This window comes from Xanthomonas sp. BRIP62415 (genome assembly GCF_003993515.1).
Classification (GTDB): Bacteria; Pseudomonadota; Gammaproteobacteria; order Xanthomonadales; family Xanthomonadaceae; genus Xanthomonas; species Xanthomonas euroxanthea.
This window is the reverse complement of record NZ_QEZH01000029.1, coordinates 276897-291642: the sequence shown is the minus strand read 5'-3', so window position 1 is coordinate 291642 and position 14746 is coordinate 276897. Positions and strand designations below refer to the sequence as shown.

At 64.2% G+C, this 14746-nt stretch carries 11 protein-coding genes and 1 pseudogene; 8 read left to right on the top strand and 4 right to left on the bottom strand.

What is annotated here, in order from left to right:
- Nucleotides 1-156: 156 nt before the first annotated feature.
- Nucleotides 157-1026 carry an NAD(P)H-hydrate dehydratase gene (locus EO141_RS15495; protein WP_126946638.1) on the bottom strand — a complete coding sequence of 290 codons (870 nt, stop codon included), beginning with the start codon at nucleotides 1024-1026 and terminating at the stop codon, nucleotides 157-159.
- The gene (locus EO141_RS15490) at nucleotides 1026-1814 is read right to left on the bottom strand and encodes a histidine phosphatase family protein (protein WP_104582371.1); all 789 of its coding nucleotides are present in this window, start codon (nucleotides 1812-1814) and stop codon (nucleotides 1026-1028) included. Before EO141_RS15490 ends, EO141_RS15495 begins: the two co-directional genes overlap by 1 nt.
- A 173-nt stretch (nucleotides 1815-1987) precedes the next feature.
- Between EO141_RS15490 and EO141_RS15485 the strand changes: the two genes are divergently transcribed.
- The 3 genes from EO141_RS15485 (at nucleotide 1988) to EO141_RS15475 (ending at nucleotide 3586) form a co-directional block, all read left to right on the top strand.
- Nucleotides 1988-2617, top strand: coding sequence for a TetR/AcrR family transcriptional regulator (locus EO141_RS15485; protein WP_127169608.1), 630 nt, complete (start codon nucleotides 1988-1990; stop codon nucleotides 2615-2617).
- A gap of 116 nt (nucleotides 2618-2733) precedes the next feature.
- The gene (locus EO141_RS15480) at nucleotides 2734-3147 is read left to right on the top strand and encodes a hypothetical protein (RefSeq protein WP_127169607.1); all 414 of its coding nucleotides are present in this window, start codon (nucleotides 2734-2736) and stop codon (nucleotides 3145-3147) included.
- A 40-nt stretch (nucleotides 3148-3187) separates the two neighbouring features.
- Nucleotides 3188-3586 (top strand): hypothetical protein, encoded by a 399-nt coding sequence (locus EO141_RS15475; protein ID WP_127169606.1) that lies wholly within the window; start codon nucleotides 3188-3190, stop codon nucleotides 3584-3586.
- A 218-nt stretch (nucleotides 3587-3804) separates the two neighbouring features.
- On the opposite strand, the gene EO141_RS15470 is transcribed toward EO141_RS15475, so the two are convergent.
- Nucleotides 3805-4107, bottom strand: a complete 303-nt coding sequence (locus tag EO141_RS15470; RefSeq protein ID WP_127169605.1) for a hypothetical protein — start codon at nucleotides 4105-4107, stop codon at nucleotides 3805-3807.
- Between the two features lie 578 nt (nucleotides 4108-4685).
- Between EO141_RS15470 and hsdR the strand changes: the two genes are divergently transcribed.
- The 5 genes from hsdR (at nucleotide 4686) to EO141_RS15440 (ending at nucleotide 14156) form a co-directional block, all read left to right on the top strand.
- Nucleotides 4686-8159: a type I restriction-modification system endonuclease gene (gene hsdR, locus EO141_RS15460; RefSeq protein ID WP_127169604.1), complete on the top strand. Its 3474-nt coding sequence runs from the start codon at nucleotides 4686-4688 to the stop codon at nucleotides 8157-8159.
- Between the two features lie 88 nt (nucleotides 8160-8247).
- Nucleotides 8248-9456, top strand: a complete 1209-nt coding sequence (locus EO141_RS15455) for a Fic family protein (protein WP_127169603.1) — start codon at nucleotides 8248-8250, stop codon at nucleotides 9454-9456.
- Complete coding sequence (locus EO141_RS15450; RefSeq protein WP_127169602.1) at nucleotides 9446-10984, top strand: N-6 DNA methylase; 1539 nt, start codon at nucleotides 9446-9448, stop codon at nucleotides 10982-10984. Before EO141_RS15455 ends, EO141_RS15450 begins: the two co-directional genes overlap by 11 nt.
- On the top strand, nucleotides 10977-12317 hold the full coding sequence (locus EO141_RS15445; RefSeq protein ID WP_127169601.1) for a restriction endonuclease subunit S: 1341 nt from the start codon (nucleotides 10977-10979) through the stop codon (nucleotides 12315-12317). Before EO141_RS15450 ends, EO141_RS15445 begins: the two co-directional genes overlap by 8 nt.
- Before the next feature lie 36 nt (nucleotides 12318-12353).
- A complete protein-coding gene (locus tag EO141_RS15440; protein WP_127169600.1) occupies nucleotides 12354-14156 on the top strand; it encodes a DUF262 domain-containing protein in 1803 nt (600 codons plus the stop codon).
- A 105-nt stretch (nucleotides 14157-14261) separates the two neighbouring features.
- Here the strand turns inward: EO141_RS15440 and EO141_RS15435 are convergent.
- Nucleotides 14262-14546: pseudogene (locus tag EO141_RS15435) on the bottom strand (hypothetical protein); the annotation flags it as partial.
- Nucleotides 14547-14746: the final 200 nt, after the last annotated feature.

The window sequence follows — 14746 nt, the reverse complement described above, 5'->3', positions numbered from 1 at the left end:
CGAAGAGTGCAACCCGCCCCCTGCAATCAAGGCAACAACATAAACCCCTTCTGGAAAGACAGCCCCACGACTCCCGCAAACGTACCCTCACCCCAACCCCTCTCCCGCTGGAGAGGGGCTTTGGTCAGCGTGCGGCATCACCGCGACGCGCGTCGATCAGCGGCGCGCTAACCGATCCAGAATTCCAGGCACTTCCAGCCCCAGCTCGCGCGCCAAAAACCCCACCGGCCCGATCCGCCTGGCCAACTGCCTGCCCGCCGCTGCATGCACAAACACGCCCCATAGCGCAGCGCCCAACGCATCGCAGCCGCGCGCGGCAAAGCCGGCAATCAATCCCGCCAGGACATCGCCAGACCCGGACGTGCCCAACCCGGATGCGCCCCCGCGATGCATCCACAGCGCACCATCCGGCCCAGCAATGAAACTGTCCGCACCCTTGACGATCACCACGCTGCGCAGCTTCTGCGCAAACTTCAGCGCGTACTCGCCCGGCGCCGCTTCCACCGCTGCCTTGTCGTCGCCGGCCAGGGTCGCCATCTCGCCCGCGTGCGGCGTCAGCACGAACGGCCGCCCGATCGGCGCCCGCAGGCCACGCGACAACGCGCCGGCATCCAGCACCAAGGTGCAAACCGCCTGTTCGGCAGCGCGCCTGACCATCGCCGTGGTGGTGGCCGACGACGCCATGCCCGGCCCGATCACTGCCGCATCGCAGGCCGCCATCGCCCCGTCCAGTGCGCGGTGCCCGCGCACGATCTCGCCCTGCCCGTTCTGCGCCAGCCCCAGTACCAGCGCCTCCGGCACCGCCAAGGCCATGCCCGGCGCCACACTGGCGGCGGTGGCAATCTGCAGCTTGCCGGCACCGGTGCGCAGCGCCGCCTCGCCGGCCAGCAGCACTGCGCCCGGCACGCGCATCGAGCCACCCACGATCAACACGCGCCCGCGCTGCTCCTTGTCGCCCCCCGGGGCCGGCAACGGCATCGACCGCAAGGCCGCAGCGGTGAGCATGCGCATGCGCGGGGCGGCCATCAGCGTGCCCCGGCCGGGCGGTCGGACTCGGTGGTCACCGGCTCGTCGGCCAGCTCCGGCGGCACGAACTTGGTACGCAGCAACTCCAGCGATTGCCCATCGGCCGCAGCCGCATATTCGGTGACGCCGCAATTGGGCACATCGCCCTCGCGGTCGATGCCCAGGATGGTGGCCTCGTCCATCCGCTCGATCAGGTAGCGGAAGCAATTGACGATCACCTGGTGCCCCACGATCAGCACGCGCGCGCCCACATGGTTGCGCTGCAGGTCGCCCACAACCCCGCGCAGGCGGAAGATCACATCGCACCAGCTCTCGCCACCGGGCGGGCGAAAGTAGAACTTGCCCACCAGCTTGCGCTGCTCGGCCAGCTCCGGAAAGGTCGCGAGAATGCCGGCCGTGGTGTAGCGGTCGAGCACGCCGAATTCCTTCTCGCGCAAACGCTCGTCCACACTGACCGACTCGGCCGGCTGCCCCAGCGCACGCGCCACCGCAGCGGCGGTCTGGCGCGCACGTATGTAGGTGGAACTCAGGATCAGCGTCGGGCGCTCCTGCTCGGGCAAGCCGGCCATCCACGCCCCCAGCGCCTCGGCCTGGCGCTCGCCAAGGTCCGACAAAGGCACATCCGCATCGCGGTGCTCCAGGTCGATCAAGGCCGCGCCATTGGACTCGGCCAGATCACGCGCCACATTGCCCGCGCTCTGCCCATGCCGCACCACCCACAACCGCGCCGGCCACTGCGCCGAGACACCGGCTACCGCACTGTTCTCACTCACATGCTTCTCCTGCACAACGTCGGCCTCAGGTGTCGCACAGCCGCCGTGAAAACATGGTCGACCAGCGCATCCGTGACCGGCGTTTCAATACGCACGCGCATCCATGACTGATGGCACAGCAACAAGCGAACGCAACGGACGACGAACGCCGCGCCGCTATACTGCAGCCCCCCACAAGCCCGCCGCCCATGTCCAACGTCCTGTTGCTGCGCACGGCAAAAGAGCGCGAAGAACTGCTGCTGGAAGAGGTGCTGGACGCCACCGAGCAATGCATCGACGCCATCGGCCTGGGCGCCACCAGTTTCGAACTGATCGCCGAGCGCGCCAGGGTCAGCTGCGGCAGCCTGCTGCAACGCTTCGAAGACAAGGACGCGCTGGTGCGCGCACTGCTGGAGCGCAACTACATGCGCGCCATCCGCCAGATGTGGCTGGTGGAACGCCCGGCCAACGTGCACGTGGTGGATTTCATCGCCGGCCTGCTCGAGGAATGGCTGCTGCAGGAAATCAACATCAAGCGCACCCGCATCGACCTGGAACTGCACCTGGCCACCCTGCGCGACCCGGTGCTGGCCACCTTCATGCGCCGGCAGAGCGCATCGCTGATCGAACACCTCAGCGCACTGCTCAAACGCCTGCTCCGCGGCCACGCCGACCCGGCCAGCAGCGAGCAGGAATTCCAGGCCCGCGTCTTCGCCGTTGCCGCCATGTGCGGCGGCCTGCACAGCGTGATGACCAGCGGCATGGAGCTCAACCGCATGCATTTGCAGTTGATCCTGCGGGAGAGTTTGTCGGGGATTTTGAAGTCTGCGCCGGTGTGAACGGCTGCATCATGCGGCGTGGTTGGCTACGACTGCACAGCTGATGCTGTGCGCCTGTGCCGACTCCGAAATTCCGATCAGATAAGATCCAGCTTCATACCAAGGAGGGATGTCGTATGCGGAATCGAATCGCACCAAAGGTGGTCGTGCTGCTGACGCTGCTCCTGGCGTTTGCGTTCGCCAGCGCTCCTGCACTAGCCACAAGTACGGTCGTCACCTTTCGAAGCGCTGACAGCACCCACGAAGTCGAACTGTATATAGGTGGTGGAAGCAAGGAAAACGACGGCATTGCCGGCGCCATGATTCGCTGGCCCGGCTATGAGCACAGGGACCTGCCCTTCACCGGCGTGAAGTACCACATGGATAAGGAACACACCCGCGCAGGCGCCAAATTCGTTAATACGAGCGACCCTAAATACCCTCCATCTTTTACAGTCGAGATAGAGGGTAGAAGTGGCCGCCTGACCGTTGGCAAGCGCGTCATTCCAGGCAGTGCATCCTGGATCGTGGGTCCTCATGCCTACCCGTAGCGACTCGGCAAACGATAGACATCCGTCGCAGGGACGAACGATGAAAACACACATGCGCAGTCTGTGGACCAGTCTGATCTTGTTGATCGCCCTGCTGACAAGTACGTCCGCTGGCGCCACCGGCGATGTCCTGTCGTTTGAAACAGATACCGCCGGCTATAGCTTTCTGGTCTATAGCGGAGGCGGCCCTAATGGCATCGGCGGCCTGGTCATGACCTGGCCGAACATTGCATCACGCGGGCTTCCATCGGAAAGCACCCAATGGTATTTCAGACCGAGTGCCAACCACATGCGCATCGTTTTCACAAATCCCGGACGCACCGACTTGCCGCCGTCGTTCACGCTGGAAATCAAGGGTAAGCGCGGCACGCTCAGGTTTGGAAAACGTGTGATCCAAGGCAAAGTATTCTGGTCTACCGGCTCGCTGGCGGAATACTGATCACTTTTCCAGGATAACAGCGCACTGCAGATACAGCCGGCCGACACTGAGGTGCAGCGTTCCAGCCGATCGGAGTTACCGGCAGCGATCACATCGCCATGGGCGGCGCTGGTCAGCAACTGTTCCAGCGCATCCACCTGCTCCGCTTGACGCCGAAGGCAAACGCATCGCCTACATATCGGCCATTTCCTGTTTCCGTGTGCGCGGCAAGGCCATTGCTAATCGGTTCTTGCAGCCTCCCCTGCGTCGGTAGCGTTGTCAGCAACATCGGGCCTAAGGTGCGCTGGCCACTGCACCTGCGCCATTGTCTGCGTCACCTGCTCGGCCAGCAGTTCAAGGCAGAACGCCAACTCGTCCATGCAGATGGCTGGCTGCCTCGCCTGCTCTTCGGCCCGTGTGCGCGACTGCGCCAGGCGAGCCAAAAAGCGCATATGGTCGCGCAACTGCTGCAAGCGGTACTGCGCGCCTTCTGGCAGGTAGTAGCCCGGGTGTGACTGCGCATCTCGTACAACGTCCGACATGGCCTGCTCCTCATTCCATGGAATCAGCCCGCCCGCCGCAAAGCGACGGACGGGAAGTCGGGAGGCTCGAAACCGCAAACAGTCGGCGGGCTTATTCCCCTTGCGGGTGTTGTATTCACCGCCCTCCCGACGCAGAGCAGCACGCCGGTTGCATCTGCAGAAAACCTGCAGACACAAAAAACCCACCGGTTTGTCGGAGGTGGGTACCGCTGTTTGCGGAGTTTCGAGGCTCCGTGGAGTGATCGTGCTACTACAGATGACCGCCGTCAAGAATTACCGCCGCCAAGGCCTTCGGCACCCGCAATTTCATATACGCAGTAGAGCCATTCCGGACGAATCATCAGGCAGAAGTATCTATGCTTCCGCCGAATTTCGTTGTGACAATGACTCGGTTGTCGACAAAAGACTGGGAATTCACAGGAAAAACTTGCGCAGTTGCCAACAAGGTGGCTGCGACGGCCTAAGCCATCGCATATCGGTCCATCGCATCCGGCGCTAGAATGACGACGGCAGCGTCGGTGACCTATGAGGGCTACCGCGAGATGCCATCCCGCCGGGCGCCAAGTACGGATACGCGTGTGACTGTCGACAGCAACTTTTCCTTCCTGCAGGAACACGATCCGGTCTTCTTCAAACTGGCCTCGATGGCCGAGCAGGTCTTTGCCAGCGATCCCAACACCACGCTGATCAAGCTCCGGCAGTTCGCCGAAGCGCTTGCCCAGGATCTCGCTGGGCGCGCCGGCATTCTCCACGATCAGCGGACGACCCAGGCGGATCTGATCTACCAGCTCGCACGCGAGCTGCGCCTGGACCGGCGGATCCAGGAGCTGTTCCACGTACTGCGGGTCGAGGGCAACAAGGCGACCCACGGTTTCACCACACAACACCGCGAAGCGATGGATGGCCTGAAGGTCGCCCGCGACCTGGCGGTCTGGTATCACCGGGCCTTCGGCAGGAACGCCGCCGAATTCAAGGCTGGTGCTTTCGTGCCCCCGAAGAATCCAGCCGCGCCGTTGCGTGAAGTGCAGGCCGAGGTCCATCGCCTGAAAGCGGAGCTGGATACCGCCCGCCAGCAACACGATCAGAGCCAGGCGCTCGCCGAACTCAAGGACAGTGAAGCCAAGCTCAACGCCGAGCTCGCCGAAGCGATGGACGTCGAAGCGCGTGCGCAGTCGGCGCTGGCAGTCCAACGCGAACAGGAACTGCAACGGCTTCGCCAGGACTTCGAACAACGCATCGCCAGCCTGCAGCAGCCGGACACCGCCCGCCAGGCCGCCACCCAACAGGTCGCCGGCGCCACCCAGCAGGCCAGCAACAACTTCGACCTCAGCGAAGACCTCACCCGCATCCTGATCGACCAACAGCTGCGCGAGGCCGGCTGGGACGCAGACTCGCTCGACCTCACCCACGCCAAGGGCATCCGCCCGGAAAAAGGTCGCAATCTCGCCATCGCCGAGTGGCCCACCAAGGTGCCGCGCGCCAACGCCGACTATGTGCTGTTCGCCGGCCTCACGCCGGTCGCCGTCGTCGAGGCCAAGCGCAAGCAGATCAACATCGCCGACCGGATTCCCCAGGCCGAGCGCTACGCGCGCGACTTTGTGATGCGTGGCGAGCTGGCCCCCGCCTACCCGGCCACCACCTCGATCGCAGGCTGGGCCGACGGCCAGGGTGGCCATTTCCAGGTGCCGCTGGCATTCGCCTGCAATGGCCGTCCTTTCGTGAAACAGCTGGCCGAGCAATCGGGCATCTGGTTCCGCGACCTGCGCTCACCGGCCAATCTGCGGCGCCCGCTGCAGAAGTTTCACACGCCCGAGGACATCGCCGACCTGCTCACCCGCGATCGCGACCAGGCCGAGCGCGATCTGGCCCAGGAAGGTTTTGCCTACCTCAACCTGCGCGACTACCAGCAGCGCGCGATCCTGGCAGTGGAAGACGCGCTGGCATCGGGCTCACGCAACTGCCTGCTGGCGATGGCGACCGGCACCGGCAAGACGCGCACAATGATTGGCCTGATCTACCGTTTGCTCAAGGCCGAGCGCTTTCACCGGGTTCTGTTCCTGGTCGACCGCTCCGCGCTCGGCACCCAGGCCACCGAGACGATGCAGGATATGCAGCTTGAGCAGAACCAGACGCTGGCGCAGATCTACAACCTCGATGGCCTGGACGACACCCGCACCGCCGATGAGACCCGCGTGCAGGTCGCCACGGTGCAGGCCATGGTCCGGCGCATTTTCCAGTCCGATGACCCGCCACCGATCGGCACCTTCGACTGTATCGTCGTCGACGAGGCCCACCGCGGTTACACGCTCGACCAGGAAATGACCGACGGCGAGCTGGCCGTGCGCGACCACGCGCAATACCTGTCGCAATACCGCCGCGTGCTCGACTACTTCGACGCCTGCCGTATCGGCCTGACCGCAACGCCGGCCAAGCACACCACCGAAATCTTCGGCAAGCCGATCTACACCTACAGCTACCGCGAAGCAGTGGCAGATGACTGGCTGATCGACCACGAGCCGCCCATCCGCTACACCACCGCGCTCGGCAAGAACGGCATCCACTTCGATCGCGGCGAGCGCGTCAGCGTCATCAACACGCAGACCGGCGAAGTCGATACCGCAGACCTGGAAGACGAACTCGACTTCAATATCGAGTCGTTCAACCGGCGTGTGATCACCGCGGACTTCGACCGGGTCGTCTGCGAGCAGCTTGCCATCGAACTGGACCCGGACGGCGAGGAAAAGACCCTGATCTTCTGCGTCAGCCAGCCCCACGCCGAACGCGTCAAGAACCAGCTGGACGAGGCCTTCAAACAGGTCCATGGCAATTACTACAACCAGGCCAGCGTCGCGGTGATCACCGGCAAAAGCGACAAGGTCGACCAGCTGATCCGCAACTACAAGAACGAGCGCTTCCCCAATATCGCCATCACCGTCGACCTGCTGACCACCGGCATCGATGTGCCGCGTATCGCCAACCTGGTGTTCATGCGCCGGGTCCGCTCGCGTATCCTCTACGAACAGATGAAGGGCCGCGCCACCCGCCGCTGCGACGACATCGGCAAGACTGTGTTCCGCATCTTCGATCCGGTGGATCTGTACGCCGCGCTCGAAGACGTCGACACCATGCGCCCGCTGGTCAAGGACCCCAACATCAGCATCGAGCAGCTGGTCCACGAGCTCGGCCAGCAGCGCAGCTTCGATGCCCCCGGCAGCAACGGCGGCAGCCATGCCGACGACGCACTTGACCAGTTGAACCAGCGCATCATGCGCGTGCTGCGCAAGGCCCAGCATCGCGCCGAGCAGCGCCCGGATCTGCGCGACAAGCTCAGCGAGCTGGAAACCTCCTGGGGCGTGGCGCCCGCCGTGCTGCACACCCACCTGCACAAGCTCGGCGCGCGCAATGCCGCCAGCTTCCTCCACGAACACCCGCGCTTGGTGGAGCAACTGGCCGAAGTGGGCGTGCTGCTGGGCACGGACCGCTACCCGGTCATTTCCGAACACACTGACACCCTGCTCGAACGCGCACAGAACTACGGCGTCAACGAAGCCCCGGCCGATTACCTGGACAGTTTCAACGCCTTCATCCGCGAGCAGATCAATCAGTCCGCCGCGCTCAGCGTCATCGTCAACCGCCCCCGCGACCTCACCCGCGCCCAGCTGCGCGAGGTACGCCTGCTGCTCGACCAGCACGGCTACAGCGAGGCCCACCTGCGCGGCGCCTGGCGCAACAGCACCCAGCAGGAGGTCGCCGCCAGCATCATCGGCTACATCCGCCGTGCCGCGCTGGGCGAGGCATTGGTGCCGTTCGAGCAGCGTGTCGACAAGGCCATGCAGGGCATCTATGCCCAGCGCAGCTGGACGCCGGTGCAGCGGCGCTGGCTCAAGCGGCTGGCCCAGCAGCTGATACACGAGGTGGTGATGGACCGCGACACCGTGCAACGCAACTTCAGCGGCGACGGCGGCGCCCTGCAGTTGGACCGCCTGCTCGATGGCCGGCTGGACCAAATCTTGGGCGACCTGGGCGAGCATCTATGGGATCAGACAGGCTGAGTCGCTAGTTCACACTGGCGCATGAGCCGATTAGCCGGGATAATCGGCTCATCCAAAGAGCCAATTAACCCAGCCAATCGGCTCACCGATGCCCAACCAGACAACCGAACTCCGCCCCCGCTGGATCTGGCAGCAGCCTGACTGGCCTCGTTTCCACTGGCAGGCAGATGCTCTGGCGGCACTGCTGCGCGACTGCCAGCACGCCCACGGCCAGCTGCTTGGCATGGCCGGCGCGGTCGCCGGCGACCAGCAGGCCGCCGAAGCGCTGGACACCCTGCTCTCCAACATCGTCACCTCCTCGGCCATTGAGGGCGAGCGGCTGGATGTCGGCTCGGTACGCTCCTCGCTGGCCCGCCATCTGGGCCTGGCCGAAGACAGCCCGCGCCGCACGACTGGCCGCAGCGAGGGGCTGGCCGAGCTGATGCTAGACGCCACCGGCCACGCCGACGCCCCGCTGGACCTGCCCCGACTGCTGCAATGGCACCGCTGGCTGTTTGCCGAACAGGACAGCCTGCTGCCCACGCGCATCCGCATCGGCGCGCTCCGTGGCGATGAACCGATGCAGGTTGTCTCCGGCCGCCTCGACCGCCCCACCGTCCACTTCGAAGCCCCGCCGCGCGACGGCCTGGACGCCCAGCTCGCCGCCTTCCTCGACTGGTTCGCCAGCTCGCGCACCGACGCCACGCTAGACCCGCTGTTGCGTGCCGGCATCGCCCATCTGTGGTTCGTCACTCTGCACCCGTTCGACGACGGCAATGGCCGCCTCACCCGCGCACTCACCGATCTCGCCCTGGCCCAGGCGCAACCGCAGGCGATCCGTCTCCATGCACTGTCGGCCAGCATCCTCGCCGACCGCAGCGGCTATTACCGCAGCCTGGAAACTACCCAGAAAGGCCTGCTCGACATCACCCACTGGCTGCACTGGTTCCTGGCCACCTTGCATGACAGCCTCGTGCAGGCCCTGCACCGCATCGACCGCGTGCTGGCCAAGGCGCGCTTCTGGCAGCTACACCACGCACAGCCGCTGTCGGCCGAACAGGTCAAGGTGCTCAACCGTCTGCTCGATGGCGGCGAGCGCGGCTTCGAACACGGCATCAGCGCCTCGCAATACCAGGCCGTGGCCAAGGTCTCCAAGGCCACCGCCACCCGCCATCTGGCAGACCTGCTGGAAAAAGGCTGCCTGCGCCGCCTGCCCGGCAGCGGCCGCAGCACCCGTTACGCCATCAACACGCCGGCCTCCAGCATCGCGCTGCCGGCCCGCACCACTTCAGAACAGGCAGCACCCCATGACCCATAACGACATCGTCCAGAAACTCTGGAACCTCTGCGACGTCCTGCGCGACGACGGCATCAACTACAGCGACTACGTCACCGAGCTGGTGCTGTTGCTGTTCGTCAAGATGGAATACGAGCAGGTACGCAACAACGACGCCTTCGAGCACAAGCTGCCCGCCGGCAGCCGCTGGCCCGATCTCAGCGGCAAGTCCGGCCTCAACCTGCTCAACCACTACCGGCAGATGCTGCTGGACCTGGGCAAGAGCAGCGATCCGATGATCGCCGCCATCTACGCCGACGCGCAGACCCGCCTCAAGGAACCGCGCCATCTGGAAACCCTGGTCACCGCGCTCGACGGGCTGGACTGGTTCAGCGCGCGCGAGGACGGCCTGGGCGACCTTTACGAAGGCCTGTTGCAGAAGAACGCCAACGAGACCAAGTCCGGTGCCGGCCAGTACTTCACCCCACGTGCGCTGATCGACGCCATCATCCGCTGCCTGCAGCCGCAGCCCGGCGAAACCCTGCAGGATCCGGCCGCCGGTACCGCCGGCTTTCTGATCGCCGCCGATGCGTACATCAAGGCCAACACCGACGCTCTGTACACGCTCGACGACAAGGCCCGCCGCTTCCAGCAGAAAAAGGCCTATACCGGCATGGAGCTGGTGCCCGGCACCCGCCGCCTGGCGCTGATGAACTGCCTGCTGCACGGCATGTCCGGCGAAGGCGCCGGCGTGGTCCAGCTCGGCAACAGCCTCGGCAATGCCGGCGCCGCCTTGCCCAAGGTGGACATCATCCTGTCCAACCCGCCGTTCGGCACCGCCAAGGGCGGCGGCGGCCCCACCCGTGACGACCTCACCTACAAGACCAGCAACAAGCAGCTCGCCTTCCTGCAGCACATCTACCGTGGCCTGAAGCCCGGTGGCCGCGCCGCCGTGGTACTACCGGACAATGTGCTGTTCGAGGCCGGCATCGGCACCGACATCCGCCGCGACCTGATGGACAAGTGCAACCTGCACACCCTGCTGCGCCTGCCCACCGGCATCTTCTACGCGCAGGGCGTCAAGACCAATGTGCTGTTCTTCCAGAAAGGCACCGCCGCCAACCCGCGCCAGGACACCGGCTGCACGCAGGCGACGTGGGTCTACGACCTGCGCAGCAACATGCCCAGCTTCGGCAAGCGCACGCCGTTCGGGCCGGCGCATCTCAAACCGTTCGAGGAGGCCTACGGCACCGATCTCAACGGCGCCAGCCCGCGCACCGATGAAGGGGAACAAGGGCGCTTCCGTTGCTTCACCCGCCCCCAGATCGCCGAGCGCGGCGACTCGCTGGATATCAGCTGGCTCAAGGACGCCGACAGCGTCGACGCCGACAGCCTGCCCGCGCCCGAAGTGCTGGCCGCCGAAGCGATGGCCGAGCTCAGCGAAGCCCTACGCGAACTCGACGCGCTGATGCAGGCGCTGGGCGCCGGCGACGAAGCACTGGAACAGAAGCGGCTGCTGGCCGAGGTGATGGGGCTGGAAGTGACCAGCAGCGAGGTGGACGGTGAGTGAGTTGCCGGGTGGATGGATGGAGCTCAAGCTTGGCGATGTTGTCAATTACGCAGACAACACAACCGTGCAACCGGATGCAATGCAAGAAGACGCATGGCTACTCGAACTCGAAGACATCGAGCGCGACTCGTCACGCATCCTCGCCTACGAAACGGTCGGCAAACGCAAACCACAAAGTGCCAAAAACAGCTTCCATGCCGGCGACGTGCTTTACGGAAAGTTGCGCCCTTATCTCAATAAGGTGGTTCGCGCAGACCGCAACGGGTATAGCTCAAGTGAAATTATCGCCATTAAGCCCAATCAGCTAGACGGCGGCTATCTATTTCACTACCTCAAATCGCCACGCTTCCGCGACTACGTACAAGCAGTGACACATGGCGTGAGAATGCCGCGACTCGGAACAGAACAAGCAAAAACTGCCCCGTTTCTGCTGCCACCACTCGCAGAGCAAAAGCGCATCACGCAGAAGCTGGATGCGCTGCTGGCCCAGGTCAACAACCTCAAGGCCCGCGTCGACGCCATCCCCGCCCTGCTCAAGCGCTTCCGCCAGTCCGTACTGACTTCCGCAGCGACATGCGAGCTGACAAGCGAATGGCGCGCGACGCAAGGTTTGGATGACCCCGTCCCGACGAAACTGGGCGAGCTTATCCGGACGGGGCCGCAGAACGGGCTGTATAAGCCGTCAAGCACATACGGCTCTGGAACAAAGATCGTTAGGATTGATGGCTTCTATTCCGGCGAGCTAAGGGATTGGCACTCTTTACGGTCCCTCCAACTCGACGCACGCGAAGAACAGGTGTGGGCGCTCAAGGTAGGTGACATCCTCATCAACCGCGTCAACAGCATCGAATATCTCGGCAAGTGCGCGCTTGTGCGCTCGCTCCCAGGACCGACGGTTTTTGAAAGCAATATGATGCGAATAGCCGTCGATGAGCGGGTGATCGAACCCGAATTCTTGATGCGTGCATTGAGCGCCGAGATTGGACGTGCAAGGCTAATCGGCAACGCGAAGCATGCAGTCAATCAGGCAAGCATCAATCAGGGGGACGTCAAAGCCTGCTCGATTCTGGTCCCTACTTTGTCCGAACAGACCGAAATAGTCCGCCGCGTCGAACAGCTCTTCGCCTACGCCGACCAGTTGGAAGCCAAGGTCGCCGCCGCCCAGCAGCGCATCGACGCGCTGACCCAGAGCCTGCTCGCCAAGGCCTTCCGCGGCGAACTGGTGCCGCAGGACCCCAGCGACGAACCGGCCAGCGTGCTGCTAGAACGCATCCGCACCCAGCGCGCCGCCACGCCCAAACCAAAGCGCGGCCGCAAGGCGGCGACAAGCTGATCTGATCCATCCCATCCATCACAAGGAAGCGAACCCATGACCACATTCGACAGCACCAAACTGCCATTGAAGGACCTGCTCAAGGACGTCGTCCAAGGCAAGATCCAGCTACCGGATTTCCAGCGCGGCTGGGTCTGGGATGACGAACATGTGCGCAGCCTGCTGGTCAGCCTGGGGCGCTCCTTCCCGGTGGGTGCAGTGATGCTGCTGGAAACCGGCGGCGAGGTGCGCTTCCAGGTCCGCCCGGTGGAAAACGTGCCGCTGGAAGGGCTGGCCGCGCCGGAGAAGCTGATTCTCGATGGCCAGCAGCGCCTGACCACGCTGACCCAGGTGCTCAAGCTGTCCGGCCCGGTCAAGACCACGACCGACAAAGGCAAGCCGGTCGACCGCCACTACTACATCCATATCCCCACCGCGCTGGCCGGCCCGGACCGGCTGGACGAGGCCATCATCGCCACCGACGGCAGCCGCCAGCAGCGCAGCGACTTCGGCCGCAGGTTGGATCTGGACCTGTCCACGCGCGAGCTGGAATGCAAACAGCTGTACTTCCCATGCTCGGAGATCCTGGAGGCGATGGGCTGGCTGCAGGACCTGTTCAAGTTCAACGCCGCTGCGCAGGCGCAGTTCTTTGAGTTCAAAGAAAAGGTGCTCGATGCATACAACGAGTACCAGATTCCGCTGATCGTGCTGAAGAAGGAGACCAGCAAGGAAGCGGTGTGCCTGGTGTTCGAGAAGGTCAATACCGGCGGCGTCCCGCTATCGGTGTTCGAGTTGGTGACCGCCAGCTACGCGGCCGATGGCTACAACCTGCGCGACGACTGGTACGGCAGCGAGCTGCGTAAGGTGTCCTCGCGCTACAAGCGGCTGGCGAAGGAACCAATCCTGCGCGGGGTGGAGAACACCGACTTTCTGCAGGCGGTGACCATGCTGCATACGCTGGAAAAGCGCCGTGGCGATATCGAGGCCGGCAAGACCGGCAAGCAGGTGGCCCCGGTCAGCGCCAAGCGCGCATCGGTGCTGGAACTGCCGCTGGATGCCTACAAGCGCTGGGCCAACCCGGTTGAACAAGGGTTCCTGCGTGCGGCCAAGTTCCTGCGCCAGGAATGTTTCACCGCGCCACGCGACCTGCCTTACCGCACCCAGCTGGCGCCGTTGGCGGCGGTGTTGGCATTGATTGGGGCCGACGAGCACTGGCGCGAGCCGCGCATCCACCAGAAGCTGGCACAGTGGTTCTGGTGCGGCGTGCTGGGCGAACTCTACGGCGGCGCGGTGGAGACGCGTATCGCCAACGACGTCGACGAGTTGCTGAGCTGGATCGAGCACGATGACCAACCGCCGCGCACGATTGCCGACGCCACCTTCCAGATCGACCGCCTCGCCTCGCTGACCTCGCGCCTGAGCGCCGCCTACAAGGGCATCAACGTGCTGGTGCTGCGCGAAGGCGCACAGGACCTGTTCTGGAAATCGCGCATCCGCGACCTGGAAGCCGACGAGGTGGCGCTGGACATCCACCACATCTTCCCGCGCGATTGGTGCGAAAAGCAGGACATCCCGCGTCGGCGCTACGACTCGATCATCAACAAGACGCCGATCTCCTACAAGGCCAACCGCATGATTGGCGGATCGGCCCCCTCCAGCTATCTGGCCGCCCTGCAGGCCCACAAGCAGGTCCAACTGGACAACGTTGGCATGGATGCACTAGTGGCCAGCCATCGCATCCCGGTCGCCGCCCTGCGTGCCGATGACTTCGACAGCTTCTGTGATCAGCGCCAGCAGAACCTCTTGGCGCTGATCGAGGCGGCAATGGGAAAGCGCGCTGCAGCGGTGGAGACCGACTGACACCCATCGCTTGGAGCTTCGCCGCCAGCTCCTACAGCAGCGCCCAAGGGCGCTGCGTTTTCCAGCTAACAGGGCACGTTTGGCTGTGCCCTGCGCGCTTGGTCACACCGGTGCCTCCCCTGGGGCGCTGGCAATCGCAGTGGACAGTGCGGGCACGCCAAATGCCGTAGGAATGCCACGCTTTGGCGGCCCGATTACGGCGGGAAAGGCATAGCGCACGCCGTGGACCGCAAACTCATGTAGCGCCGTGCGTACCGTCTCCAACGCGCCGCAGCTTTTTTCCAGCGCCAAGCCGGATGCCACAGCTCGCTTGAAGATGCGATGCACCTGAGAAGGGCGCATGCCCAGCGCTTCTCCAAGGGATGCATAGGTCTAGGCCTGGCCCGCCATATTCCATATTCCATATTCCGGAATATGGAATATCCGGCGAACGAGCTGTTTTGCGAGCAGTCTTTGCTGCCGCTCTGACCTAAACGGGGGTCTACCGCTCAACGGCGGAGGCCAGACACGGCTCATCCAATGCTCAATGGCTTCATCGCCTCCCCTTGCGACCTCGTGCGCTTGGCTGTACGTCTGCGCCATGTGCGCGC

What these genes read in the sequence shown, in the direction of transcription:
- EO141_RS15495 (WP_126946638.1), bottom strand. Translation starts at nt 1,026, where the DNA reads ATGGCCGCCCCGCGCATGCGCATGCTCACCGCTGCGGCCTTGCGGTCG.
- EO141_RS15485 (WP_127169608.1), top strand. Translation starts at nt 1,988, where the DNA reads ATGTCCAACGTCCTGTTGCTGCGCACGGCAAAAGAGCGCGAAGAACTG.
- EO141_RS15480 (WP_127169607.1), top strand. Translation starts at nt 2,734, where the DNA reads ATGCGGAATCGAATCGCACCAAAGGTGGTCGTGCTGCTGACGCTGCTC.
- EO141_RS15475 (WP_127169606.1), top strand. Translation starts at nt 3,188, where the DNA reads ATGAAAACACACATGCGCAGTCTGTGGACCAGTCTGATCTTGTTGATC.
- EO141_RS15470 (WP_127169605.1), bottom strand. Translation starts at nt 4,107, where the DNA reads ATGTCGGACGTTGTACGAGATGCGCAGTCACACCCGGGCTACTACCTG.
- EO141_RS15455 (WP_127169603.1), top strand. Translation starts at nt 8,248, where the DNA reads ATGCCCAACCAGACAACCGAACTCCGCCCCCGCTGGATCTGGCAGCAG.
- EO141_RS15450 (WP_127169602.1), top strand. Translation starts at nt 9,446, where the DNA reads ATGACCCATAACGACATCGTCCAGAAACTCTGGAACCTCTGCGACGTC.
- EO141_RS15440 (WP_127169600.1), top strand. Translation starts at nt 12,354, where the DNA reads ATGACCACATTCGACAGCACCAAACTGCCATTGAAGGACCTGCTCAAG.